The organism is Flavobacterium sp. WC2409 (genome assembly GCF_041200085.1).
In the GTDB taxonomy this organism is placed as follows: Bacteria; Bacteroidota; Bacteroidia; order Flavobacteriales; family Flavobacteriaceae; genus Flavobacterium.
On the sequence record NZ_CP165625.1, the window covers coordinates 1,648,722 to 1,674,722 of the forward strand.

The 26,001-nt window shown below is 32.2% G+C and carries 22 protein-coding genes and 1 pseudogene; 8 read left to right on the forward strand and 15 right to left on the reverse strand.

Annotation, left to right across the window (positions count from 1 at the left end):
• Positions 1–92: 92 nt before the first annotated feature.
• From AB3G34_RS07110 to AB3G34_RS07125, 4 genes are all read right to left on the reverse strand, one after another.
• The gene (locus tag AB3G34_RS07110; RefSeq protein WP_367770281.1) at positions 93–1,526 is read right to left on the reverse strand and encodes a TolC family protein; all 1,434 of its coding nucleotides are present in this window, start codon (positions 1,524–1,526) and stop codon (positions 93–95) included.
• Complete coding sequence (locus AB3G34_RS07115) at positions 1,519–4,686, reverse strand: efflux RND transporter permease subunit (protein WP_367770284.1); 3,168 nt, start codon at positions 4,684–4,686, stop codon at positions 1,519–1,521. The genes AB3G34_RS07110 and AB3G34_RS07115 overlap by 8 nt, the downstream gene beginning before the upstream one ends.
• Before the next feature lie 22 nt (positions 4,687–4,708).
• Positions 4,709–5,791, reverse strand: coding sequence for an efflux RND transporter periplasmic adaptor subunit (locus tag AB3G34_RS07120; RefSeq protein WP_369753904.1), 1,083 nt, complete (start codon positions 5,789–5,791; stop codon positions 4,709–4,711).
• A gap of 169 nt (positions 5,792–5,960) precedes the next feature.
• On the reverse strand, positions 5,961–6,362 hold the full coding sequence (locus AB3G34_RS07125; RefSeq protein WP_367770290.1) for a hypothetical protein: 402 nt from the start codon (positions 6,360–6,362) through the stop codon (positions 5,961–5,963).
• A gap of 260 nt (positions 6,363–6,622) precedes the next feature.
• Between AB3G34_RS07125 and AB3G34_RS07130 the strand changes: the two genes are divergently transcribed.
• Positions 6,623–7,078 carry a DUF1801 domain-containing protein gene (locus tag AB3G34_RS07130; RefSeq protein WP_367753434.1) on the forward strand — a complete coding sequence of 152 codons (456 nt, stop codon included), beginning with the start codon at positions 6,623–6,625 and terminating at the stop codon, positions 7,076–7,078.
• Between the two features lie 20 nt (positions 7,079–7,098).
• Positions 7,099–7,638, forward strand: a complete 540-nt coding sequence (locus tag AB3G34_RS07135) for an SRPBCC family protein (RefSeq protein ID WP_369753906.1) — start codon at positions 7,099–7,101, stop codon at positions 7,636–7,638.
• A 51-nt stretch (positions 7,639–7,689) separates the two neighbouring features.
• Here AB3G34_RS07135 and AB3G34_RS07140 read toward each other — a convergent pair whose 3' ends face one another.
• From AB3G34_RS07140 to AB3G34_RS07160, 5 genes are all read right to left on the reverse strand, one after another.
• Positions 7,690–8,811, reverse strand: coding sequence for a glycoside hydrolase family 26 protein (locus AB3G34_RS07140; protein ID WP_369753907.1), 1,122 nt, complete (start codon positions 8,809–8,811; stop codon positions 7,690–7,692).
• 35 nt (positions 8,812–8,846) lie between these two features.
• Positions 8,847–9,797, reverse strand: coding sequence for a phosphoribosylaminoimidazolesuccinocarboxamide synthase (locus tag AB3G34_RS07145; protein ID WP_367770302.1), 951 nt, complete (start codon positions 9,795–9,797; stop codon positions 8,847–8,849).
• Between the two features lie 143 nt (positions 9,798–9,940).
• Positions 9,941–10,768, reverse strand: a complete 828-nt coding sequence (locus tag AB3G34_RS07150; protein WP_369753908.1) for a Cof-type HAD-IIB family hydrolase — start codon at positions 10,766–10,768, stop codon at positions 9,941–9,943.
• Positions 10,769–10,903: 135 nt separating this feature from the next.
• Positions 10,904–11,719 (reverse strand): SDR family NAD(P)-dependent oxidoreductase, encoded by an 816-nt coding sequence (locus AB3G34_RS07155; RefSeq protein ID WP_369753909.1) that lies wholly within the window; start codon positions 11,717–11,719, stop codon positions 10,904–10,906.
• Between the two features lie 128 nt (positions 11,720–11,847).
• Complete coding sequence (locus AB3G34_RS07160; RefSeq protein WP_367770309.1) at positions 11,848–12,798, reverse strand: PhoH family protein; 951 nt, start codon at positions 12,796–12,798, stop codon at positions 11,848–11,850.
• 195 nt (positions 12,799–12,993) lie between these two features.
• Between AB3G34_RS07160 and AB3G34_RS07165 the strand changes: the two genes are divergently transcribed.
• The 5 genes from AB3G34_RS07165 to dnaN all read left to right on the forward strand — a co-directional run bounded on the left by AB3G34_RS07165 (position 12,994) and on the right by dnaN (position 17,882).
• Complete coding sequence (locus AB3G34_RS07165) at positions 12,994–13,824, forward strand: S-adenosyl-l-methionine hydroxide adenosyltransferase family protein (RefSeq protein ID WP_367753448.1); 831 nt, start codon at positions 12,994–12,996, stop codon at positions 13,822–13,824.
• A 61-nt stretch (positions 13,825–13,885) separates the two neighbouring features.
• Positions 13,886–14,182 carry a putative quinol monooxygenase gene (locus tag AB3G34_RS07170; protein ID WP_367753450.1) on the forward strand — a complete coding sequence of 99 codons (297 nt, stop codon included), beginning with the start codon at positions 13,886–13,888 and terminating at the stop codon, positions 14,180–14,182.
• Positions 14,183–14,243: 61 nt separating this feature from the next.
• Positions 14,244–14,969, forward strand: a complete 726-nt coding sequence (gldF, locus tag AB3G34_RS07175; RefSeq protein ID WP_367770315.1) for a gliding motility-associated ABC transporter permease subunit GldF — start codon at positions 14,244–14,246, stop codon at positions 14,967–14,969.
• Complete coding sequence (gene gldG, locus AB3G34_RS07180; protein ID WP_367753454.1) at positions 14,969–16,654, forward strand: gliding motility-associated ABC transporter substrate-binding protein GldG; 1,686 nt, start codon at positions 14,969–14,971, stop codon at positions 16,652–16,654. Before gldF ends, gldG begins: the two co-directional genes overlap by 1 nt.
• A 109-nt stretch (positions 16,655–16,763) precedes the next feature.
• The gene (dnaN, locus tag AB3G34_RS07185; protein ID WP_367770321.1) at positions 16,764–17,882 is read left to right on the forward strand and encodes a DNA polymerase III subunit beta; all 1,119 of its coding nucleotides are present in this window, start codon (positions 16,764–16,766) and stop codon (positions 17,880–17,882) included.
• A 176-nt stretch (positions 17,883–18,058) separates the two neighbouring features.
• Here dnaN and AB3G34_RS07190 read toward each other — a convergent pair whose 3' ends face one another.
• The 3 genes from AB3G34_RS07190 to AB3G34_RS07200 form a co-directional block, all read right to left on the reverse strand.
• Entirely contained in the window at positions 18,059–19,831 is a 1,773-nt protein-coding gene (locus AB3G34_RS07190) for a DNA mismatch repair protein (protein WP_369753910.1), read from the reverse strand.
• Positions 19,832–20,044: 213 nt separating this feature from the next.
• Positions 20,045–20,881, reverse strand: a complete 837-nt coding sequence (locus AB3G34_RS07195; protein WP_369753911.1) for a universal stress protein — start codon at positions 20,879–20,881, stop codon at positions 20,045–20,047.
• Positions 20,882–21,010: 129 nt separating this feature from the next.
• On the reverse strand, positions 21,011–21,847 hold the full coding sequence (locus AB3G34_RS07200; RefSeq protein ID WP_369753912.1) for a universal stress protein: 837 nt from the start codon (positions 21,845–21,847) through the stop codon (positions 21,011–21,013).
• Positions 21,848–22,013: 166 nt separating this feature from the next.
• Here AB3G34_RS07200 and mnmE point away from each other — a divergent pair, with 166 nt between their 5' ends.
• A complete protein-coding gene (gene mnmE, locus AB3G34_RS07205; protein ID WP_367770333.1) occupies positions 22,014–23,414 on the forward strand; it encodes a tRNA uridine-5-carboxymethylaminomethyl(34) synthesis GTPase MnmE in 1,401 nt (466 codons plus the stop codon).
• Here mnmE and AB3G34_RS07210 read toward each other — a convergent pair.
• The 3 genes and pseudogenes from AB3G34_RS07210 to AB3G34_RS07220 all read right to left on the reverse strand — a co-directional run bounded on the left by AB3G34_RS07210 (position 23,376) and on the right by AB3G34_RS07220 (position 26,000).
• Positions 23,376–24,149, reverse strand: a complete 774-nt coding sequence (locus tag AB3G34_RS07210; RefSeq protein WP_369754085.1) for an exo-alpha-sialidase — start codon at positions 24,147–24,149, stop codon at positions 23,376–23,378. The two genes, mnmE and AB3G34_RS07210, sit on opposite strands and share 39 nt — an antisense overlap.
• Positions 24,095–24,484, reverse strand: a pseudogene (locus tag AB3G34_RS07215) (exo-alpha-sialidase). The gene AB3G34_RS07210 and the pseudogene AB3G34_RS07215 overlap by 55 nt, the downstream one beginning before the upstream one ends.
• A gap of 181 nt (positions 24,485–24,665) precedes the next feature.
• Positions 24,666–26,000, reverse strand: a complete 1,335-nt coding sequence (locus AB3G34_RS07220) for a vanadium-dependent haloperoxidase (protein WP_367770336.1) — start codon at positions 25,998–26,000, stop codon at positions 24,666–24,668.
• Position 26,001 lies beyond the last annotated feature (1 nt).

Sequence of the window (26,001 nt, forward strand, 5' to 3'; positions counted from 1 at the left end):
TTTCACAATGCTTTTTTAGCTTTACATACTATTATAACAACAAAATCCGGATATCTCTATCCGGATTTTATTATTTATAACCTTATTCTATTTTATTTCCAACCTCCACCAAGTGCTTTATACACTTGCACAAAAGCATTCAGTTGGTCTTTTTTGGTTTCTACCAATTCCAGTTTAGCATCAAGTGCATCCCGTTGGGTCATCAAAACTTCAAAATAATCAGCTCTAGCCGATTTAAATAAATCATTGGCTACACTAATAGAAGTATTCAAAGCAGTTACTTGCTGTTGTTTAAGTGCATAACTTTTTTCTAAATTACCAATATTTGCTAATTGATTCGAAACTTCTAAATAGGCATTCAAAATCGTACGATCATAATTATACAAAGCTTGCAATTGGCGTGCATTGGCATTAGCAAACTCGGCTTTAATAGCATTTCTATTAATTAAAGGTGCAGCTATGTCACCCACTAAATTGTACAATAAAGATTCTGGAAATTTAACCAAATAGGAAGTTTTAAAAGCTTGCAGCCCAAAAGCCGCTGAAATATCAAGTGAGGGATAAAACTCAGCCCGCGCTACTTTTACATCTAGTTTAGCAGCAGTCAAATCTAATTCGGCTTGTTTTACATCCGGTCTATTAATTAATAATTGAGATGGTATACCGGACTGAATTGTTGCTGGTATTAGATTTAAAAAACTAGCACTGTCTCTGGTGATTTTTTCAGGATAACGTCCCAGCAAAAAGTTGATCGTGTTTTCAGTTTCTACAATTTTTTGGTTTATTTGAAACTCCATACTTTTAGAAGCCAAAACTTCAGCTTGAAATTTTTGAACGGCTAATTCTGTTGCTCTTGCTGCTTCTTTTTGCACTTTTACAATTTCAAGCGCATTCTGTTGCAATTGGATGTTTTGTTTTACAATTTCCAATTGGCTATCCAAAGCCAATAACTCATAATAGGAGTCAGCAACTTCAGAAATAAGATTTGTAATTACAAAATTCTTTCCTTCAATAGTAGATAAATATCTAGTCACAGCAGCTTTCTTAGAATTATGCAATTTTTTCCAAATATCAACTTCCCAATTGGCATAGGCTCCAACATTAAAATCAGTCAATGGATCTGGAAACTCTTTACCTGGCGCAATTTCAGTACTAGCATCACCAGCGCCTTGGCTGGTATATCTTCCTACTTTTTCTACTCCAGTTCCTGCTCTTAGTCCAACAGATGGCAATAATGCCCCTTTTCGAACACGGATATCATTCTTTGCCATTTCAATTTCTTGCAAAGTAATCATCAACTCCTGATTGTTTTTTAGTGCAATATCAATTAAATTGACAAGATTAGGATCTTTAAAATAGTTATTCCAACTCAGATTTGAACTATTAACTGTGTCCTTGCTAATTCCAAAACTTTCTGGAATCATTTTGTTTTCAGACATTGTTACAGCAGACGGAGCTTTACAGCTTACAACAGCAAGACAAATGCTTAAAACTATACTAAATTGTTGTAATTTGATTTTATACATGGTTGTCAATTTCTTCAGTTAATGGATTATTATTTTGTATTTTAATCATTTTAATTTTGGCAGCAATGCTACCAAAAATAAAATACAATCCGGGAATAATTAAAACACCACAAACGGTTCCTAGAAGCATTCCTCCCGCAGCTGCAGTACCGATAGTACGGTTACCAATTTTCCCTGGACCTTCGGCAAACACAAGTGGAATTAATCCTGCTATAAATGCAAATGATGTCATTAAAATTGGTCGGAACCTCACTTTTGCACCTTCCATCGCCGCTTCAAATACTGTGGCGCCAGCTTCATGCTTCTGGACTGCAAACTCAACAATTAAAACTGCATTTTTACCTAGCAAACCTATAAGCATTACAAAGGCTACCTGAGCGTATATATTATTATCTAGCCCCATAATTGAAAGTAGTAAATAGGAACCAAAAATACCCGCTGGAAGTGATAGAATTACGGCAAATGGTAAAACAAAACTTTCATATTGTGCAGCCAAAACAAAGTAAACAAATAACAAAGAAATTAGAAAAATAATAATGGCTTCGTTACCACGACCTACTTCATCCTTAGAAATACCTGCCCAGTCAATACCATAACCTCTAGGTAAGTCTTTTGCAGCGACTTCTTGAATTGCTTTAATTGCTTCACCACTACTATACCCAGGCGCGGCTTGTCCACTAATCTCAGAAGAGTTAAACATATTATGACGTGTAATCTCCGATAGTCCATAAACCTTTTCCATGTGCATGAATGCCGAAAATGGCACCATTTCATCACGATCGTTTTTTACATACAACTTTAAAACATCTTCTGGTAGCGCTCTATATTCAGGTGACGATTGAACAATTACCTTATATTGTCTATCATACTTGATGAAACTAATTTCATAATTACTTCCAATCAATGTGGAAAGTGTGTTCATAGCATTATCTATAGTAACCCCTTTTTGTTGTGCCAGATCATTATCAATTCGCAACATATATTGAGGGAAACTTGCACTATAGAAACTAAAAGTCGAAGTTAATTCAGGACGCTTATTCAATTCTTTTACAAAATCGTTATTGACTGTTTCCATCTTTTTGTAATCCCCAGAACCAGCTATATCAAGTAATCTTAATTCAAATCCTCCAGCTGCGCCATAACCTGGAACTGCAGGTGGCTGAAAAAACTCAAGAGAAGCTCCAGTAATTGTTTTTGATTTCTCTTCTAGTTCTTTCATTATCTCAACTGCAGAATGTTTCCTATCTGACCAATTTTTTAAATTTACTAGACAGGTACCTGAATTTGCTCCAGTACCTTCGGTAAGTATTTCAAAACCAGCCAAAGCAGATACAGATTGCACCCCGTCAATTTTTTCAGCAATTTTTTGAAGTTGTAAAGCGATATCATTCGTTCTCTCTAATGTAGAACCAGGAGGCGTTTGAATAATTGCATAAATTGTTCCTTGATCTTCGGTTGGGATAAATCCAGATGGAAGACTATTGTTCATAAAAAAGATCCCAATACAAAAAGCAATCAAAATTCCAAAAGTCACTAATCTTCGACTAACAATTTTCCCTAGTAAGGCGCTGTATTTTCCATTAAGACGGTTGAATTTAGAATTAAAACCATCTAAAAAATTATTAATTGGGGTCTTCTTTCTAGCTACACCATGGTTGTTTTTTAACATCATTGCACATAGAGCCGGTGTTAATGTCAATGCTACTACACCGGAAAGAATAATTCCTGATGCCATTGTTATTGAAAATTGTCTGTAGAATACTCCTACTGGACCAGTCATAAAAGCAACGGGTATAAATACTGCAGCCATCAAAAATGTAATAGCTATAATAGCACCACTAATTTCATGCATCGCTTTTTTAGTAGCTTCAATCGGTGGTAAATGCTCCTCTTCCATCTTGGCATGTACCGCCTCGATTACAACAATTGCATCATCAACAACAACTCCAATGGCTAAAACCAAAGCGAATAAAGTTACTAAGTTTATAGAAATTCCGAAAAATTGCATAAAAACAAAAGTTCCAATAAGCGAAACAGGTACTGCAATTGCTGGAATTATAGTCGAACGCCAGTCACCGAGAAACAAAAACACTACCAATCCAACTAAAACGAAAGCTTCAAGTAAAGTATGAATTACTTTTTCAATAGAAGCATCTAGGAATTTAGAAGCATCATAACTAATTTCATAATCAACTCCTTTTGGAAATGAAGTTTTCTTTATTTCTTCCAGTTTTGCTTTAACATCTTTAATAACTTGAGAAGCATTACTACCATAAGATTGTTTAATTGTTATTGCAGAGGAAGGTCTTCCATTTAAATTTGAATAAATATCATACATCGAACTTCCAAATTCTATTTTTGCAATATCTTTCAAACGAAGTATGGCACCATCAGAATTAGATTTGATGATTATATTCCCATATTCTTCAGCAGTAGTAAATCGACCAGGATATTTTAAAACATATTCAAATGTCTGAGAGCGTTTTCCTGAACTTTCTCCTGTTTTACCAGGTGCCGCTTCTAAACTTTGTTGCGATAAAGCATTCATAACTTCATCTGTAGAAACCTTAAATGCTAGCATTCTATCAGGTTTCAACCAGATACGCATAGCATAATCACGGTTTCCAATAATATCAGCATCACCTACTCCATCTACTTTTTTAATTTCAGATAATAAATTAATATCCGTATAATTAAATAAGAATTTTTGATCCATTGTTGGATCTGTACTAAACACGTTTATGTACATTAAATTATTTGATTCTTCTCTCGTAATTTTCACTCCTTCCCTAATTACTAAGGGTGGTAACTTATTTACAATAGTAGAAACTCTATTTTGAATATTTATTGCCGCTTGATTAGGATCTGTTCCTAACTTAAATACTACTTGAATTGATGCTTCACCATCATTACCTGCATCTGAAGTAATATATTTTATACCAGGAGCACCATTTAAAGCTCTCTCAATTGGAATTATGACAGATTTAACCAATAATTCATTATTTGCTCCTGGATAATCTGCAGTAACATTTACTTTTGGTGGAGATATTGATGGCAATTGTGTAACTGGTAAAGTCGTCATAGCCAAAACACCTATCAAAACAATCATCAGCGATATAACTATCGACAATACTGGTCTTTCAATAAATTTATTAAACATTTTTTATTTTTTTTAGTTAAGACTAGTTAGATTTATACCTCAGGTGGTTCAATACATCCTCTGGCTTTTGATAATCAACTTTTATTTTGTCATTATCTTTTACTTTCTGAACACCTTCTAACAAAATTCTATCATTAGCATTAATACCACTTTTAACTATATAGATATCTGGCATTTCACCAATAATTGTAATTTCTCTTACTTTCACAACATTGTTTTTATCCACTACAAAAACATATTTTTTATCTTGAATTTCATAAGTTGTTTTTTGAGGAATTACCATGGCATTTTTTATAGGATTTGTCATAATAATACTCCCTGTTTCTCCATTTCTTAATAATTTATCTGGATTTGGAAAACGAGCTCTAAAAGCAATATTACCTGTTTCACTATCAAATTCACCTTCTACAAGTTCTACAACTCCTTTATCTTTAAATATTTCATTATTAGCCAAAAGCAAGTCTACTTTTTTATCTCCACGATCCTTAACATCCATTTGATAATTCAGATATTCAGGTTCTGATAAATTAAAATAGGCGTAAACCGCACTATTGTCTGAAAGCGAGGTCAACAAATCTCCTTCTTCAATCAGACTCCCTAACTTTTTTGGAATTCTATCAATCGTTCCTGAAAACGGAGCTTTAATTATAGTGTACGATAAATGCAAATTTGCAGAAGCTACTTCAGCTTTGGCTCCTTGAAGCTTAGTTAAAGCCATAGCTAATTCATTCTTAGATACAATATTTTTATCTGCTAAAACTTTAGTGTTTTGTAAATCAATTTCGGCGGCCTTAACTTCAGCTTGCGACTTTAACAAATCAGCTTCTTGAAATTTAGACATAATACGAAACATAATTTGGCCTGCTTTCACATACTGCCCTTCATCAACATAAATATTTTGAAGATATCCTTTTTCTTGAGATCTAATTTCGATATTTTTAACCGACTTAATTTGAGAGACATATTGTTTTGTAAATGAAGTATCCAATACCATAGGATTTGTTACCGCATATTTTACAACCTCTTCTTTTTCTTCCTTTTTTGAGTTACAACTTACAAGGAACAACGTGGCCATTAAGCCCGTAATCATGACAATTTTTTTCATGGTGTGAAAATGGAAATTTAGCAATTGATGTTTTGGAATACATAGATTCCTTTTGAAAGTAAAAAACCATCAGTTGCCTGAAAGTGACAAAATTGCCTTTCAGGAAGAATGAGCTGTATTATTAAATTTACAAGTACCGCTTAGTCTAACAACTAATGTGTACTGATTATCAAATTCTTAATACGCTTTGAGTAATATAAATAGGTGTAGATTGGCCGCTAATGGGCTTAGTAAAATAAAATCTATTGTAAGGAAAAGAAGTGATAAAAGAATTATCATTTGAAAAATACCACTTAGCAAAAAGAGTTTGTTTAAATTTAACTATTTTAGTATCCCCTGCATTTTTATAATCGTCATTACTAGAATATTCCTCATTTAAATCAAAATCTTTATTTACAATTGTTTGGGATGAATGTCCTCTTTTAGAATGTAAAAATTTATTGTGTAATTTATAAGTACTATTAAAATTTGAAATGGGAGCGCTAGCAGTTGTATGCGTAGTAGCATGCATTTTATTCCCTCCTATAAGAAGCGAGGTGAAGAGATATGTTATAAATAGTAATGCTCTCATTTAGGAGCAAATTTATAAAAAAAACCGAATGTTAAAATAACTAGTATGTTAAAAAAAAGCCAATCTATCAAATCGTTAAATATTGAGTAAATCACACTTTTTTAAGATAACTATTACGATATAGTTTTCGAAAAATGGAAAATACTAATTATTTTTCAACATAAACAGACAAGGTAATTTACAATTTACTCGACAAAAAAATGTATTTCAACACTATAAGAATGATTTATTTCATTAATTTTATAATAAAAAATGCTAAAATGCAATCAAAAGCTAAAACAGTAGATGAATATATAACTGAACTTTCTGACGAAAGGAAAGAAGTAATAAACATGCTTAGAGAGACGATCGTAAAAAATATCCCAAGTGGTTTTGTAGAAGAAATGAATTATGGTATGATTGGGTATGTAGTTCCACATTCCTTATATCCAGATGGATATCATTGTAATCCTAAACTTCCGTTGCCTTTTATCAATATTGCCTCACAAAAAAATTTCATCGCAATATATCATATGGGAATTTATACTAATCCATCTCTTTTAAAGTGGTTTGTTGATGAATTCCCAAACTACAGTTCTTTAAAACTTGATATGGGGAAAAGTTGTATTCGATTCAAAAAAATAAAAAATATACCTTATGATTTAATTGCTCAGCTCGTTCAGAAAATGACAGTTAAAGAATGGATAAAGTGTTTTGAATCTCAAATAAAAAAGTAGTAACCTTTAAAATTTTAATTATGAAAATCATCAAACGAATTCTATTTGCAATTTTAGGAATTATTGTTTTGGCATTAATAGCAGCTTTGATTATGCCTAAAGAGTATGCTGTTGAAAGAGAAATTATAATCAATCAACAAAAAGATAGTGTATTTAATTATATCAAACATTTGAAAAACCAAGATAATTTTAGTGTTTGGTCTAAAACAGACCCAAATATGAAAAAGACTTTTTCTGGAGTAGATGGAACAGTAGGCGCTATTGCTGCATGGGAAAGTGATGATAAGAACGTAGGTTTTGGTGAGCAAGAGATTAAAAAAATAACACCAGGAGAACGTATTGATTTTGAACTGCGCTTTAAGAAACCTTTTGAGTCAACAGATAACGCTTATTTTACTACAGAATCTATTTCGGCATCAGAAACTAAGGTAAAATGGGGATTTAATGGTAAAATGCCCTACCCAATGAATCTCATGCTACCTGTAATGAACATGGATGAAATGCTTGGAAAAGATTTAGAAAAAGGACTAAACGATCTTAAAATAATTTTAGAAAAATAATTGAATTGAAAACTCCCCTTAAATTAGGGGGAGTTTTCAATTCAATTACTCTTATTTATAGATATTCTTTATGTCTTTCTCAAAAAGAGTAAAGGGATCATTATAAAATTTAATAAAATCAGGAACACTTATTTGTCCTGGAAAAGGTGCGTAATAATGTGTTGGACTCTGAATGTCATTTCTCCAAACTAGAACATAACACAATTCCATCTTTTCTGATTTTAAAATAGGGAGTAAAGTCTCAGTCCACCAAGTTGGATTTGGTATTGATTCTAAGCCTGTTTCTGTCAATGCAGCCAATTTATTGTTTTTTATACCATAATCAGAAACAATTTTAAGTTTCTTTACTGCAGTTTCAATATCATAATGACCGTCTCTTCCATAATCTCCATAATTATCCATTCCTACCATGTCTACGTACTCATTACCCGGAAAACGCTCTAAATACTCTGCTTTCGTATTGAATTTATTATCTGGTGAAAAAGCATAAATAAAATTATGCACTCCAAGAGAATCTCTCAAATAAGAAACAGTGAACTGCCAAACGGCAATAAAATCTTCACGGGATGTATACGGTTTTCCCCACCAAAACCAATCTCCGTCAAATTCATGATAAGGTCTAAAAATAATAGGAGCCAAACTCCCATCTTTCCCTTTTACCGAATGAGCAAAATCAGCTATTGTATTTAAAATTTGTTTGTATTCTTCGTGTTTTGATCCTCCTGGTTTAATTAAAGACATGGATGCAACAGAAACCCCATCTTTCCAATAGAAACCTCCTTCAGAAGCTGGGTTAGAAAAATGCCAAGCTGCAGTCGTCACTCCTCCTCGATTGTAAGTGTCTACAACATTTTTTATTAGAGCTTGTTTTGTGAGTTCAATATCTACTGCTGATTTTCCAGATAAACCATTAAAGTCAACTCCAACCATTGCAGGAAAAGAACCTGTAACTGATTTTACATCGGAACGATTGACATCACCAGACCAACCATGTCCATATTCCGTATCGTGCTGATGTGCAAAAAGGATACTTCGTTTAGAAATATCCTTTAGGTTTTTGTATAATGCTTTGGTCTCTATTGTTGCATTTTTGTCAATTTGTCCAAAAACAAAATTTCCTGTCAATGCCAATAATACCGTACATATGATTTTATAAAATGCTATTTTATTCATAATTAAAAAATTTATTTCAATTATGAAAATTAAGCTTATACCGCTAAATAAGCTGATACGTTTTTGTCAATTCGTTCATCAATATTGTCAATATCCGCTTTTACGAATTTTTCTCCAAGAATATTTTCATATAATTCAATATATCTTTCCGATACTGATTCAATATACGCTTCAGTCATTTCTGGAATTTGTTGCCCTTCTAGTCCCTGAAATCCATTTTCAATTAACCAACGACGTACAAACTCTTTAGATAATTGTTTTTGCTCTTCCCCTTTATCTTGTCTTTCTTGATATCCTTCTGAATAAAAATAACGAGAAGAATCTGGTGTATGAATTTCATCAATTAAAACAATCACTCCTTCTTTCGTTTTTCCAAATTCATATTTGGTATCTACTAATATTAATCCGCGACTTGCTGCAATCTCTGTCCCTCTTTGAAATAAAGCTCTAGTATATTTTTCTAAAACTAAATAGTCTTCTTCAGTAACAATACCTTTTGACAAAATTTCTTCACGAGAAATATCGGCATCATGTTCTCCATTATCCGCTTTTGTAGTTGGGGTAATAATTGGCTCTGGGAATTTATCATTCTCTTTTAAACCTTCTGGCATTTTTACACCACAAATTTCTCTTTTTCCTAAAGCATATTCACGAGCAGCATGACCGGATACATAACCACGAATCACCATTTCAACTTTAAAAGGTTCACATAAATGACCTACTGCTACATTGGGATCGGGAGTTGCAATCAACCAATTAGGAACTATATCTTGAGTCAATTCCATGAATTTAGTAGCAATTTGATTCAAAATTTGTCCTTTATAAGGAATCCCTTTTGGTAAAACTACATCAAAAGCCGAAAGCCTATCAGTAGCCACCATAACCAAAAGCTCGTCATTGATATTGTAAACTTCTCTTACTTTACCGCGATAAACTGATTTTTGGTTTGGGAAATTAAAATTAGTGGTTGTAATTGTATTGCTCATTATTGTTGTGTGTGTTGTGTTTTTTAATAAATGCAAATTTAGGATTATTTTAGACAGAAATGCAAAGAATCCGTTGCTGTAAATTACAAAAAAACAGATCTCACAAAAAAATTTAAAACAATGTATATTTACTGTAATTCTATTTACTTTGTACTGATTTTACCTAATATTTTATTTGCTAAATAGTTTGCTACCCCATCTTCATGGTTTGTATTAATTACTTCTAAATGAGATAATTTATTTTTCAAACTATCAGGCGCATTACCCATTAGTAGCCCTTTAGCAGTAGACTCTAACATTTTTTCATCATTGTATCCGTCACCAAAAGATATAGTTTCATGAAATTCTAACTTTTCAATTTCCAAAATTTTTGCAATAGCGACACTTTTATCAACAGATTTGTCCATAAATTCAAGACAAAGTGGCAAACTGAAAGCGTGACTAAAAAGATCCGAATGGTCAACCAAAATTTGATCTCGCAATTCCATCAATTTAGAATGCCTTTCATGCGTGAAAAATATTTTAATAGCACTAAAATCTTCAATAGTATTAAAATCTACCAATTCCGGTAAATAATTTAATTTAGTTTGAAAACTATTCAGCTTTTCATTATGTTTATTGGTTTGCCATACATTTTCTTTAAATAAAACAGTCGTAATTTCTGAATCGATTTTTAAAGATAATATGGATTTTATAGACTCACTATCGATGTCGATAGAAAATAGAAGTTCCTTTTTAGGAGAATGGATTCTTGCTCCATTGGAAGTAACTAAGTAAACTGGAAATCCCAACGTTTCAACTATAGGCAGCGCATCTAGATGATGACGCCCTGTTGCTACAATTATTAAATAATTTTGATTGTATAATTCCCTAAAAACTGTTTTAGTATATTCTGATATTTTATGATCTTGATTCAGTAATGTTCCATCTAAGTCACTGATTACTACTTTTATATTATTATCTATTTTCATTATCCTAATTGATCTATTTATGGCACAAATTTATTCTAATTCAAACAAAATACAAAACAAAACAATAGGGCACCTGATGAAAATAACATCAAATTAACCTATTTAACATAAAGTAAGAAGTTTAAATAATAATCATTATTTAAAAACTGACTGCCTAATAATTCTACCAAATAATCGATATCCAATATTTGATCGAAGTATACTCAGGAAATTAGCATCGAAACCAATGGTATGTCTTTTAAAGTTATTTGATGGGTTTTCGGCAATTTTTAATATTTCTTTTATAATCTGAGGTTTTAAATCTTTGTTTTTCTTGGTCTTATTGTCTAAAATTTTTCCAATTTTATTCATTAAATAATTATAAGAAGGTAAGGAAGAGCAATCTGATTTGGTCACATTTTTTTGAAAATTAGAAGGAGTATTTCCAAATTGTACTGTAGCAACACTTACATTAAAATCAATTAATTCATAAGCCATACATTCTGAAAAACTTTCTACCGCATGTTTGGTAGAATGATAAAAACTACCCAAAGGTAAATTTACTAAACCTGCTATTGAAGTAATATTTATAAAATGCCCTTTTTTCTGGACTCTAAATAAAGGAATAAAAGACCTGCACACCTTTACAACTCCCAAATAATTCACATCAACAATATGATTAATCATTGAATCTTCAGATAACTCCACAAAACTCCTATACCCTACTCCTGCATTATTAATTACTACATCAATAGTCTTATATTCATCAATAATTTTTTCATACGCATTCTCAATACTGGAGCTACAAGTAACATCCAATAAAAAACAATTTATATTTTTTATATCTTGAAGCTCTTTTCCTTGTTCTAAGCAAATCATTGTTGCAATAACATTCCAACCATTTTCAGCAAAATGCAACGCAATTTCTTTACCTATACCACCTGAAGCACCAGTTATGACAACATTTTTCAATTCTATTTTCTTTAATTATTATACATTCTTTATTAAATATAAGATCAAAAAATTGATACTCTATTTAATAAATACGACCCCTATTTGGGGTCGTAAAAGTCTGTTATATGCCTTTTTATGGCAAATTTTTAATCTATATTCTCAGTATACTTATAAGCATCAATTACCTTTTTCACTAACCTATGTCTCACAATATCTTTATCATCAAGATATATAATTCCAATTCCTTCAATATCTTTTAATACTAATAATGCTTCTTTGAGCCCCGAAATAGTTCTTCTAGGCAAATCAACTTGTCCTGGATCACCAGTCACCATGAATTTTGCACTTTTCCCCATACGGGTTAAGAACATTTTCATTTGTGAATGCGTTGTGTTTTGAGCTTCATCCAAAATTACAAAAGCATTATCCAGTGTTCTACCACGCATAAAAGCCAATGGTGCAATTTGAATAATTCCCTTCAAGATATAGTCTTCCAGTTTTTCATTGGGCAACATATCTCTTAAAGCATCATAAAGTGGTTGCATATACGGATCTAATTTTTCTTTCATGTCTCCTGGTAAAAAACCAAGATTTTCACCAGCTTCTACAGCGGGACGGGTTAGAATTATTCGCTTAACTTGTTTCTCTTTCAATGCTTTTACTGCCATCGCAACTCCCGTATAGGTTTTCCCAGTTCCAGCAGGACCTACAGCAAAAACCATATCGTTAGTATTAATGGTATCCACTAAAAGCTGTTGATTGGGAGTCATCGCTTTAATGATTTTACCTCCTACTCCATGAACTAGGATTTTATCATTAATAGCCATTTTTCGGTCATCTTGTGCATCACCCAAAATAACACGTTCTATAACATTGTTATCAATATTATTATAGCGGGTAAAATGCAACATTAAGCGTTGAAACCGTTTTTCGAACTCGTCTAAAATTTCTTTTTCTCCAAAAGCTTTCAAGGTGGTTCCTCGAGCTACGATTTTAAGTTTTGGATAATATTTTTTAATCATTTCAAGATGAGAGTCTTGAGCGCCCCAAAACTCTTTTGGTGCGATGTCTATGAGCTCGATTATTCTTTCGTTCAAAAGTTGTAGTTTTATATTAAAATTAATCAATCAATAAATCTAATCCGTTTTGGTTTTAAACCTTTGTAATATTTGCTTTAATAATTAGAATTTGTTTTTCTTTTTTGCTTTTTTGAATTTACTATTATTAGCTTTGCATTTATCAAATTTAATGAAAATTAGTTTTAGATTACACCAATAGTTATAAACAAAATTATGTCAATAATTACCCTTACTACCGATTACGGCTTGAAAGACCACTTTGTAGGTGCGTTAAAAGGGAAGATTTTATCTGAATACTCTGATGCTACAATTATTGATATTTCACATCATATTGACGCATTCAACACTGTTGAAGCAAGTTACATAATTGGCGCAGCCTTTTCCAGTTTCCCAAAAGGGACTGTTCACCTGATAGGAGTGGATATGGAATTAAATAAAGAGAACCTCCATATTGTAATGCAATGGAATGATTCTTTTTTTATTGCTGCCGATAATGGAATTTTAAGCATGCTTTCGCAAAAAATTGTTCCTCAAAAAATAGTCGCCATCAACATTCATGATCGTTTACCAAGTGATGCTTCTGGTCTAGATGTTTTTGTAAAAGTGGCTTGTCATATTGCCAAAGGAGGGTTACTAAACGTAATTGGCAAAGAAATTAGTACCATAAAACAAATAACTGAATTAAAAGCAGTTGCTTCAGATGACAACAATTTATTGAAAGGACATGTGATTTATATTGACCATTTTGGAAATGTAATAACTAATATTTCCAAAAAGCAATTTCTAGAAGTGGCCAAAGGACGTCCTTATGAAATTATCATGAAAACGAAAAATATCAAAACCATTTTGCCTAATTATTCGGCAATTGCTAGTTCAGATAAATATCCAATTAAGAACTATGAAGGGGAAAAATTAGCCATATTCAACGAAGCTGGTTTCCTTGAAATTGCAATATTTAGAAGCAATCCTGATAAAGTGGGTTCGGCTAATAGTTTATTGGGACTCAATTATAGAGATGTAGTTTCTATTCAATTTAAAAATTAAGATTTTAATCCAGCACCTACATCTAAAATCATCAATCGTTAATCCTAAATCAAAAATCTAAATGTTTGTACGAATAGTAAAATTGAGTTTTCACGAAGAAAAAATCCCTGCTTTTTTAGAAAATTTTGAATCCATAAAAGATAGAATTCGATCAGCACCAGGAAATAAACTATTGGAACTATATCAAGATAAAAATAATAAAAGCATCTTTTTTACGTACAGCTACTGGGAAACCGAAGCCGATTTAGAAAATTACAGAAACTCTGCCTTTTTTGATGAAGTTTGGACTTTTACCAAAAAACTATTCAATGATAAACCCGAAGCTTGGAGTGTCGATAAATTAGCTTCTTTGGTTTAAAGTTTAATGTTCGAAGTTGAGCAGCATTAAACCTTAAATCTTAAACTTTTTAAACAAAAAAATGAAAGCAATATTATTACGAGAAATTAAATCCTTTTTTGGTTCGCCAATCGGTTATTTAGTAATCGCATTATTTCTAATTCTCAACGGATTATTTCTTTGGGTTTTTCAAGGTGATTATAATATCCTCAATACTGGATTTGCTGATATGAGTCCGTTTTTCACTCTATCTCCATGGATTTTAATATTCTTAATTCCTGCCGTTACCATGCGCAGTTTTTCGGATGAAAAGAAGCAAGGAACACTTGAATTATTACTTACTAAACCTTTGAGTATATGGGAAATTGTTAACGGAAAATTCTTTGGTGCCATGCTGCTTATTGTAATGGCAATTGTTCCAACAATTATCTATGTTTTTGTAATTTCTAGCTTAGGAATGCCCGAAGGAAATATTGATATGGGAAGTACTATTGGATCTTATTTTGGTTTATTGTTTTTAATTGCAGCTTATTCCGCAATTGGAATATTTACTTCTACCCTATCCGATAATCAGATCGTCGCTTTTATTGTAGCCGTATTTTTATGCTTCTTTTTCTATTTTGGATTCGAAGGATTGGCATCAATTGTGCCTTCAGTTTCTACTTTAATTTCGGCAATAGGAATGCAAGATCATTTTAAAAGTATGGGCCGTGGTGTAATCGACACTAGAGATATTCTCTATTTTGTAAGCATCACTATTTTATTCCTTTCGTTTACTGTTTATAAACTAAAATCTTTTAAATTGTAATGGTACCAATTCAAAAAAGCAACTTAAAAACATTACTGATAACTATTGCCTTTTTATTGATTGCAAACGGAATCAGCATGCGATTTTTTCATCGTTTTGATTTAACTAAGGACAAAAGATATACCCTTTCTGAAACCTCTTTGAATATCATCAAGCAAGTACAAGAACCGCTTTCGATAAAGATATACATGCAAGGGGAATTGCCTGCTGAGTTCAAGCGATTGCAGCAAGAAACACAACAATTATTAGAAGAATTTCAAGCTTATAATAAAAATATTGTTTTCGAATTTGTCAATCCATTAGAAAATGAAGATTCGAGCATGGACAACATCAAAGAATTGTATCGAAAAGGATTGACACCAGTAAACATAACTGTTGACGACAAAGGGAAACAATCCCAAGCTATGGTATTTCCTTGGGCTATTGCTGTGTATAACAATAAGGAAGTCAACATCCCATTATTGAAAAATAAAATGGGCGCTACTACAACTGAAAAAGTAATTGGATCTGTACAACACCTAGAGTATTCTATTGCTGATGCCATTAATAAAATCACTACCGTTAAACAGAAAAAAATTGCGGTAATTAAAGGAAATGGAGAGTTGCAAGATATTTTAATGGCTAAATTTCTTTTGCAAATAAGAGAAAGTTACCACATTGGCCCATTTACATTGGATTCGGTTGCCAAAAGTCCGATACAAAGTTTAGAAGCTTTAGAAAAATATGATTTGGCTGTTATTGCAAAACCTACAGAAGCCTTCTCAGACGCCGAAAAACAAGTTTTAGACCAGTATATTATTAACGGAGGTAAAACATTATGGCTTGTGGACCAAGTAGCGGTTGAAATGGACAGTTTGTACAATTCTGCTGGTGCTACTTTAGCTTATCCTAGAGAACTAAATCTAAATGATATGTTCTTTAAATACGGCTTTAGAATTAACCCAGATATTATAAAAGACGAACAAGGAAGTCCTATAAAATTGGCCACTGGTGAACAAGGAAGTGCTACACAGTATCAAGATTTCAACTGGAAATTTGCCCCATTAGTTTACCCAGAAAGTACCCATCCTATTGTAAAGAATTTAGGTGGAATAAAATTTGATTTTGCCAATCCTATTGATACTTTAAAAAATGGAATTAAGAAAACGGTGCTTCTAAAATCATCTCAATATTCCAAAAAAGTCGGTACTCCTGTCGAAGTTAATTTAGAAATTGTTGCTGAAGAAACGAGCCCGAATCATTATATCAAAACAGGGAATATTCCAATGGGAGTTTTACTTGAAGGTCAATTTCACTCGGTATTTGAAAATCGTGTTCTACCATTTGAGCAAAGCAATTTCAAAAAAGAAGGAAAAGCCAGCAAAATGATTGTGATTTCTGATGGAGATTTGATAAAAAACCAATTGGACAAAAATTTTCAACCCGTTGAATTGGGCTTTGATCAAAGATCTGGTAATTTGTATGACAACAAAGATTTCTTGTTAAATTGTGTCAATTATTTACTAGATGACACTGGACTTATTAACATTCGATCAAAGGATCTTGACCTTCCTTTATTAGACAAAGAAAAAGTATACGAAAACTATACTCAGACACAAATCATAACTATCGGGCTTCCAATCCTAATATTAACCCTTTTTGGACTTTTATTTACCTTTATTAGAAAAAGAAAATACAGTAAATAGATGTTAATAAAAAAGTTTCAATACTAGAATAGTTTACGATATATTTGTAAAATGTATTCTATTTTAGAATTTAAACTAAAAGAGAAACTCAAAAAATAAAATAAAACAGATGAAATTTATAGTATCGAGTTCGTACTTATTAAAACAGTTACAAGTTTTAGGTAGTGTTATCAATAGCAGTAATACTTTGCCAATTTTGGACAACTTCCTATTTGAATTAAACAATAATGAATTAACGGTTTCAGCCTCCGATTTAGAGACGACTATGTCTGCAAGTTTGGCGATTGATTCTACAAGTCAAGGAAGTGTTGCTGTACCTGCAAAGTTACTTTTGGAAATTCTTAAAACGTTTCCTGAGCAACCTTTAACTTTTACCGTTCAAGAGAATAGTACTATAGAAATAAGTTCAAATTCAGGAAAATATGCATTAGCATATGCTCCAGGTCAAGAATTTCCTAAAGCAGTAAATCTTGAAGAGCCTTCAGTGACTTTAGTTCCTGCTGATGTATTGGCAACCGCCATTAGCAAAACAATCTTTGCAGCAGGAAATGATGATTTACGCCCAGTAATGTCTGGAGTGTTTTTTCAATTTTCTCCGGAAGGTTTGACTTTTGTAGCAACAGATGCTCACAAACTGGTAAAATATGCTCGTACTGATGTAAAAGCATCACAAGTGGCTGATTTTATTATGCCAAAAAAACCTTTGACAATTTTAAAGAGCATTCTTTCCACATCTGATGCGGAAGTGAAAATTGAATACAATGATTCAAATGCTACTTTCTCATTCGACAACTATATTTTAATGTGTCGTTTAATAGATGGAAAATATCCAAACTATGAAGCGGTTATCCCAAAAGAGAATCCTAATAAATTAATGATTGACCGTTCTCAATTCTTGAGTTCTGTACGTCGTGTGGCTATTTTCTCTAACAAAACAACACACCAAATTCGTTTAAAAATTGCTGGTGCGGAGTTGAATGTTTCTGCTGAAGATATTGATTACTCAAATAAAGCAGAAGAAAGATTGACATGTGATTACCAAGGTGACGATATGCAAATAGGATACAATTCTCGTTTCTTGACTGAAATGTTGACTAACCTACAATCTGACATGATTATGCTTGAAATGTCATTACCTAATAGAGCTGGAATTCTTACTCCTGTTGATGGATTAGAAGAAGGGGAAACAGTAACTATGCTAGTAATGCCTGTAATGTTAAATAGTTAACATTAAACCTTGAAATTGTTGTATATTCATTTTTGAAATTGAAATATAATACTTATCATTGTCATTCGATATAAGCTATTAACCAAACCATTTTTATATTTAAAAAAACCGCTATTTCCTTTTGGGATATGCGGTTTTTTTTTGTGGTCAATATTTTAAGAGAAATATTTATTTTATTAAATAACTCCCATTTTTTTCATTAGAAAAGTAGCGCTTTTATTTTTACAAATTCCATCACGCAGTTTGTAATCAAAATGTAATTCATTATTCTGAATTTCAACTTCAAAACATTTATTGGTAAGTAGGTCCGGATATTCATTTGTCGTTAAGCAAACTTCAATATCATGGGTTGCAATGGCACCAATAGCTTTCTTAGCTATTACTTTCTTTACTACTTCTATAGTTCCATTTCGTTTATCATCTGAGTTGGTTCCTCTCAAAATCTCATCCAATAATACGAACGCAGGTTGGTCTTCTAATGCGTCCATGATTTGTTTTAAACGCTTAATTTCTGCAAAGAAATATGATTCACTATCCGATAATGAGTCCGACAATCGCATGGAAACTAATATAGGCAAAGGATGCACTGTAGCTTCGCTGGCGCAAACCACTGATCCCATTCCTGATAACACCATATTAACACCTAGACTTCGTAGAAAGGTACTTTTACCAGACATGTTAGAGCCTGTCAATATCATAAAGGATTCAGGCTGAAAACGTACCCCATTCCCTACTCTCGTTTTTTCATTTAGCAAAGGATGACTTAAATTTGAAAACACTATTTTGAACTCAGAATTCAAATTTGGAAATACAAAATCGGGATTATTATAGGAGAAATTACCCAAGCTACACAACATTTCAAATTCTCCGATCACTTCCAACCATTCCTCTAGAATAGCTGCATGCTCTTCTTTCCAACTCAATAATTTTTTTAATACATGAAGATTAAATAGAAAAGTTCCGTTGAACAATGATGCTGCCAACAAATTCCCAACAGTATCCATATTAGAAAACAATTCAGACAAAACTTTAAGATGATGACTTGCATTTTCAGCCTTAAACTTTAGTCTTTTTTGTAATTGCGTTAATTTTTTTGACTGAAATGATTCTTCTTCTATTTTTTTAAGCAATAAACTATATTGGCTAATGACTTTATCAATATCCTCAGCATTGGCAATTTCTATTTGGATTCGTTTGAAAAAATTACCTAAAATCGCTAAATTAACAAGAAAGATATAGGTCAAGAAGCTTAGTAAAATAACTTTAGAAGTTACTACATAAGCAATCAAAGTTCCTAAAAATAATACTGGAGTGACATATGATACTATACTAGCCCATTTAGGTAAAGGGGTTATTGGGAATTTGCTCCATTGTAGTAGTGCTTCATAACTTGATTTAGTATCCAGACTCATTTTGGCCAAAGCCAAAAAATCCTGACGCCAATCTAACTTTTCAGATAACTCATTAGTTGCTTCTTGATTGTCTAGAATTGTTTCATTAGTTGACAAAGTAAGTAACTGCTGTGCCAATGTTTTCTTTCCGATAAAAGTAGCCGTTCTATTTAAATTTTGAAATAGAGAATGTTCTCCAAAAATATCTAAATCATACGCATAAGGATGATGAAAATCATTAAATTCTTGTCCGTTTTCAAAAGGAAGCGCTTTGCTTTCCAAATAAGAAATCTCTTCTTGATTGATTTTTAAAAGCGCCTCGCTCTTTTTTCGTTCAAAAAGTAATTTCGAATGGAAACGCATTAATATAATAAAAGCGATAAAAAATACTGCCGCCAATCCTATAAAGAGAATAGTACTATTTTGCATATAAAAATAAAGAGAACCCAAAAACAGCACAATACTGACTAATCTAAAAAAACTGATACTATTGTATTTTTTATTGATTGTCTTTAATTCTTCCGTAACACTTTTAACCTTTGATTTATATATTTTCATCTGACTTATTAATGAAAGACAAATATAAGATTCCCGATAGGAATACCTATCGCAACGGTTAGTTAAATTAAGAAAATAAGAGGCATTCCATCTAAAAAAAGAAAAGCAACCAAAACCAATACGGTTTCAGCTGCTGTTTCTTACTCAAAAAATATTTTGCTCCATTTCATTAGTAAATAGGTTCTAACGACAATGAATTATGTGCATTTTAAATTACTCCTCAATAGGAATGGCAAGGATTGGAACATCAAAATTATTAGCAAATTTCTTAGTCAAACTAGGATGAAATAATCCTTCAAAAAAGCTTCTTTTATAAGTTAACATTGTTAAAAGATCAATTTCTTTATATAAAATAAAGTCCAATATCGTTTCTTTCACTTCATCACTGGTAATAACAAAAAACTCGATAGGCTCATCTTCAAAGTCTTTTTCCCATTTTTTTACTGTGTCCCTAGTAACATCAGAATTTCCTGTTTTCACATAAAGGCATTTTACTTCAGCATCAGCCATTTTAGCAACCGAAAGTATTTTTTTTAATGCTTTTTTATCTTTAGGTCTAAATCGAGTAGTAAAACCAATCGTTTTTATTGGTTTGAATTTGGCATCAATCGGAATACTTAGTAAAGGAACATTAATATCAGTTAGCACATTTCCAGTATTTGTACCTGAAAAAAATGCTGACCAACCTGAGGCACCTTCCGTTCCCATTACTACATAATCAATTTTATCGTCCTTAATTGATTTTTTTATGTTATAGATTAAATCACCATCCATCAATCGATGTGTCATTTTTATTTTATCTAAATGATGTTCTTCGGCTATCGCTCTTAATTTGGGTATTTCGTCTTTAAACATATCGAACTGTGATAATTGCAATGATTCATAAATTATCATATAATTCTCTGGAAAAAACTGATTGTCAAATACAGGCAATTCAAATGTATGCAACAAAATGAGCTCACCTTGAACAATTTTCGCAAATTCTAAAGCATGAATAAAGGCATTTGTTGCTGTTTCAGAAAAATCGGTCGGGAAGAGGATACGTTTCATGTTATATAGCGTTAATTGTAATTCGTTATTCAAAGTTATACTTAAAGTTACGGTATTAATATGATAATTATCAGTAGTTTATTTTATTATTTCTTATTTTAAAAAAATACAAAATACAACTCTATAATTCTAATCACTGTGAATTGCTAAAATAGGAATGTCTAATTCCTGTTCTTCTTTTTTACCATAACTCGGAACAAACAACCCTTCAAAAAAACCTCTTTTATAAGTTAACATAGTCAGCACATCAATATTTTTTGTCGAAACAAAATCAATGACTGTTTCTTTTATGGCATCACTAAGCACAATATAAAAAGAGATCGGTTCTTTACGGTATTCTTTTTTCCATAAATCAATCGTTTCAAAAGAAACATCCGAAGTATTGGTTTTTACATATAGGCATTTTACTTTAGCATTTAGTTTCTTAGCAATTTCTAATACAGCTTGTAATGGCTTTTTATCTTTAGGCCTAAATCGTGTGGTAAAACCAATGTTTTTAATGGGACGGTATTTTGCTGACAAAGGCACACACAACATAGGAACTTCAACTCCAATAATTACAGAACCCGAATTTGAACCGACAAAAAAAGCATCCCAGCCAGTCATTCCAGAAGTTCCCATTACCACAAAGTCAATTTTATCTTCTTTGACTGCTTTTTTAATATTGCTAACCAAGTTGCCTTCCATTAATCGATGTGTCATTTTTATTTGATCCAAAGCAAGGGCTTGCGCCAATTTATGCATTTTAGGTACTTCCTCTTTAAATCGATCCAGTTCTGAAAATTCAATCGAATCATAAATCATTGAATAATTTTCATGAAAAAACTGTTCGTCAAAAGTCAATAATTCATAGGAATGCAATACAATAAGATCCGCTCCCACGGCATTGGCAAATTCCAATGCATGCACAAAAGCGTGAGTAGCGATTTCAGAAAAATCCGTTGGAAACAAGATGTGTTTCATCATTACGACTATTTAAGGTAGGCTATTATAGTAAACTACATACTAAAGTTACAAATTAAATAGTTAAATATCAGTAAATTAAGTTGATTTTAACTTCGAAAAAGCACTGTCCTTTAAAAAAACGAATACTTCTACAGATTTACTACCTTTGCACCTTATAATAAAAAATATGTTGTACAACGATTCCATAGTAGCACTGGCTACACCTTCAGGAGCGGGAGCCATAGCGGTAATCCGAATTTCCGGAAATGAAGCAATTACTATAGGTAACAGCGTTTTTAAGTCCATTAAAAACAAAGATTTACTCAAACAGAAAACACATACATTACATTTAGGTCATATAGTAGATGATAATAAAACCTTAGACGAGGTTTTGGTGTCTATCTTCAAAGGGCCCAATTCTTATACAGGAGAGAATACCATAGAAATCTCCTGTCACGGTTCGACTTACATACAACAACAAATCATACAGTTATTGCTCCGCAAAGGATGTCGTATGGCCAATGCTGGTGAATTCACCCTTAGAGCCTTTCTAAACGGTAAACTTGATTTATCACAAGCCGAAGCCGTTGCTGATTTAATTTCGTCAGATAACGAAGCTAGTCACCAAATTGCAATGCAGCAAATGCGTGGTGGTTTCTCTAATGAAATTGCCAAATTAAGAGAGGAATTATTGAATTTTGCTTCGCTTATCGAATTAGAATTAGACTTTGCCGAAGAAGACGTAGAATTTGCAGATCGTACGCAGTTTCATGAATTATTGAACCGAATCGAATTTGTCCTGAAACGTCTTATTGATTCCTTCGCAGTGGGTAACGTTATCAAAAACGGAATTCCTGTGGCTATTGTTGGTGAACCTAATGTAGGAAAATCGACTTTGTTAAACGCATTATTGAATGAAGAACGCGCTATTGTATCTGAAATTGCTGGAACAACACGTGACACTATCGAAGACGAATTAGTTATTGGTGGCATTGGCTTCCGTTTTATTGATACAGCTGGAATTCGTGAAACTCAGGATGTAGTAGAAAGCATTGGAATCAAGAAAACATTTGAAAAAATAGAACAAGCCCAAGTGGTTTTATACTTGTTTGATAGTTTAAAATTTAAGGTTCAAAGTTCAGAATACATCATCGAAATTGAAAAAATAAAAAATCAGTTTCCTTTAAAACCATTGGTCGTTGTTATCAATAAACTGGATTTACTAACTGATCAAGAAATTACGACCATTCGCCTAGAACTTGAAACCTTAAACATTAAACTCATTTTCTTGAGTGCTAAAAATAATATAGGTGTTGATGAACTTAAAAATCAGTTACTCTCTTTTATCAATACAGGAGCTTTAAGAAATAATGAAACAATCGTTACTAATACAAGACATTACGACTCTTTACTTAAAGCATTAAATGAAATACAAAATGTAAAATACGGACTAGAAACAAATTTATCAAGCGATTTAATGGCACTTGATATTCGGGAAGCTTTGTACCATTTTGGGACAATTACTGGCCAAGTGACCAATGATGAATTGTTAGGTAATATATTTGCGAATTTCTGCATCGGTAAATAAAATCGCATTATTTAGCAAAATATCACGAAACACACTAAACCCTTTGTAAATCAAGGGTTTTAGTGTATTTTGGTGTTTTCTGAATTGGAAAAAAATCCCTTCTTCTAATACTAAAAAGGGACCCCATTTAAATATAGTCATTTTGAATTTTTGGAATTTAAAAAAGATATAATCATTCAATTCAAATGAAACATGCTTGATATACTTTCTATTATAAGTATACAAAACATGTACTTTCCCATCAGCTGTTTGAATTATGGCAGGATAGCTATATTCCCCTTTCTCTTGGTTTTCAAGATCAAATAATTTTTTCCAATGTACACCGTCTTTAGAATGTTCAACATCCAAAATATTACGACCATTAAACCAGTCTTTTCCTTGATACAAAGGATTATTGACCAATAGAAAAGACTTTTTAGAAATTGTTAATGCATCAATTCCTGAGTTTGAATTGACCACATTGATACTATCAGTACGTGTCCAGTTTTCCCCTTTATCACCAGACCAACTAGTTATTATTTTATTGCGTTTACTTCTAAACAACAGTTGAATTTTATTTTTTGAATGAATCAAAAATGTAGGCTGAATAATCTCAAAATCTTGCTTATTTTCAATTGAAATGGTACTCCATTTCCCTGTGGCTTCTACATATTTTTCAACATGTGCTCTCCATTCATTATTTATGGTACTTTCGGTACTGCTGCCACATAAAATAACACCTGGACTTGCTTCAATAGTTTATTTCTAATAGAACCTAAAATATTTTCTGGTAAATATTTAGGTTTGCTCCAAGTTAATCCCTGGTCATTAGAAGTTATCATTGCTCCAAACCATTCTCTTGGATTTTTTCCTACTCTATAGAACAAATACAGAGAGTTTCTTTTACTCTTGAACAAAACTGGATTCTAGCAAGGCAAAGTATCTTTTTCACGAATTAGCGCTTGGATCAAACATTTTGGACTAGACCACTTTTCATCTTTATAATTTGATACATAAATCCCTACATCTTTAGCTCCTTCATATTTTACTCCAAACCAAGCAGCTAGTAACACATTTGGTTTTAACTCCACAAGAGTAAAAGCATGACTATTTGTTGTTACCGGTTCTATAGCAATATATTGCTGCTTTATATGGGTCGCTGTTGGATTTTTTGGTACAGAGGTAACAACATATACCCAAGTATTAATAAAAGCAATGAGTATTTTAATTTTAAATGCATTACTTATTGTTTGGATTAAAAAATTATACAAATTATTTTATAAAATCGACATTCATCTTATCCGATTTCAATATTTTATCCCCAATGTATTTTCCAATTTGACTTCCTTGTAAAACCCCGTTTTCAATTGCATCTCTATAATGAATTCCTCCATATAATCTAGAAATAGCTGCTTCTTGTGAAGCCTGTAAAAATGATTTGAATTTTCTTTGGGACAAACCAAACTCTAATTCAGTAGTATCAGTAAATGAGAAATTAGTTCCCAAAATTTGTGTCAACACCGTTGCGGCAGCTGTCGAAATCACACTGTGGCCTGAGGTATATTCTGGAAATGGAGGTGTTTGTAAAACTGATTTCCAACGTTTATCAATCCATTTGTTGATAGCCGTTTCTGGCCTTATTCTATTGCTTCTGTATTTTTCGTCCCAACAACTTATAAAAGCATCAGACAAAGTAATTGCCACGCTGCAATGAATGAAGGCTGTTTGTGTCAAGCTAGTTCCTTTTTTCAAACAGGCAATTCCAGTAATTCCCATCCAATGTCCGCCTGGAGAAATTTTCTTTAGACCAAATTCAACATGCCCAATTTGATTTAAAATAAAAGGATTACAATCCCAAAAACTAGCAATAGCGCGTTGTTTTTTGGATAATTTATTTACAACTTTATAAACTTCATTCAATTGTATGTAAAAAGAAGAAGTCTTTGTTAAATCAAACGGCGCAGGTGGTGCTGGCTTAAATTGATCACATGACACTAGGTAAAAAGGTCTAATTTGAAACCAATTTGGCTCAATAGCCATCATATATCCAGGACCTGTAGGTTGCCAATATCCATCTCCTTCTGTAGGAGTATATTTCTTATAACTACTTAGTTTACTAAATCCATCCGCTTTTACATATTCCATCATTTGATTTACAACCAATTCTACCAGCTTAGCGGTGTATTCTACTTGTTCTTTAGAAATGCCTCTTTTTATAGCTAATTCCTTTAAAGAATTGGCTTCTGTTGCTAACAAATAGCCTGATGGTAAAAGTTTTTCAGCCATTTTGAATACCGTAAATACGGTCGCAAAAGAAGCATTACTTTTTGCGATAAGTTCATTTGGTACTTCAATTTTCTTAAATTGATTTATTGATGGTGCAAATGAATTTTTAGAATTATAAAATATTGAAGTAGCTTCATTTGAACCAAGAGTAACATACGAATAATATCTTGCTGCCGCGACAGGCGAGGTTACGTCATTTACCATTACATCTGTTACTTTTTTTAAAGCAGATACATAGTCATTTGAAGAGAACTCCTTATTTTGTGAAAAAGTTGTAGCTCCTACCAAAATGATGCTTAAAATGATATAGATTTTTTTCATA

Coding starts and splice junctions, on each gene's coding strand:
- AB3G34_RS07165 (WP_367753448.1), top strand. CDS start 12,994: ATGTCAATAATTACCCTTACTACCGATTACGGCTTGAAAGACCACTTT.
- gldF (WP_367770315.1), top strand. CDS start 14,244: ATGAAAGCAATATTATTACGAGAAATTAAATCCTTTTTTGGTTCGCCA.
- AB3G34_RS07150 (WP_369753908.1), bottom strand. CDS start 10,768: ATGAAAATAGATAATAATATAAAAGTAGTAATCAGTGACTTAGATGGA.
- AB3G34_RS07110 (WP_367770281.1), bottom strand. CDS start 1,526: ATGTATAAAATCAAATTACAACAATTTAGTATAGTTTTAAGCATTTGT.
- AB3G34_RS07190 (WP_369753910.1), bottom strand. CDS start 19,831: ATGAAAATATATAAATCAAAGGTTAAAAGTGTTACGGAAGAATTAAAG.
- gldG (WP_367753454.1), top strand. CDS start 14,969: ATGGTACCAATTCAAAAAAGCAACTTAAAAACATTACTGATAACTATT.
- AB3G34_RS07125 (WP_367770290.1), bottom strand. CDS start 6,362: ATGAGAGCATTACTATTTATAACATATCTCTTCACCTCGCTTCTTATA.
- AB3G34_RS07220 (WP_367770336.1), bottom strand. CDS start 26,000: ATGAAAAAAATCTATATCATTTTAAGCATCATTTTGGTAGGAGCTACA.
- AB3G34_RS07115 (WP_367770284.1), bottom strand. CDS start 4,686: ATGTTTAATAAATTTATTGAAAGACCAGTATTGTCGATAGTTATATCG.
- AB3G34_RS07135 (WP_369753906.1), top strand. CDS start 7,099: ATGAAAATCATCAAACGAATTCTATTTGCAATTTTAGGAATTATTGTT.
- AB3G34_RS07170 (WP_367753450.1), top strand. CDS start 13,886: ATGTTTGTACGAATAGTAAAATTGAGTTTTCACGAAGAAAAAATCCCT.
- AB3G34_RS07200 (WP_369753912.1), bottom strand. CDS start 21,847: ATGATGAAACACATCTTGTTTCCAACGGATTTTTCTGAAATCGCTACT.
- AB3G34_RS07195 (WP_369753911.1), bottom strand. CDS start 20,881: ATGAAACGTATCCTCTTCCCGACCGATTTTTCTGAAACAGCAACAAAT.
- AB3G34_RS07140 (WP_369753907.1), bottom strand. CDS start 8,811: ATGAATAAAATAGCATTTTATAAAATCATATGTACGGTATTATTGGCA.
- mnmE (WP_367770333.1), top strand. CDS start 22,014: ATGTTGTACAACGATTCCATAGTAGCACTGGCTACACCTTCAGGAGCG.
- AB3G34_RS07120 (WP_369753904.1), bottom strand. CDS start 5,791: ATGAAAAAAATTGTCATGATTACGGGCTTAATGGCCACGTTGTTCCTT.
- AB3G34_RS07130 (WP_367753434.1), top strand. CDS start 6,623: ATGCAATCAAAAGCTAAAACAGTAGATGAATATATAACTGAACTTTCT.
- dnaN (WP_367770321.1), top strand. CDS start 16,764: ATGAAATTTATAGTATCGAGTTCGTACTTATTAAAACAGTTACAAGTT.
- AB3G34_RS07145 (WP_367770302.1), bottom strand. CDS start 9,797: ATGAGCAATACAATTACAACCACTAATTTTAATTTCCCAAACCAAAAA.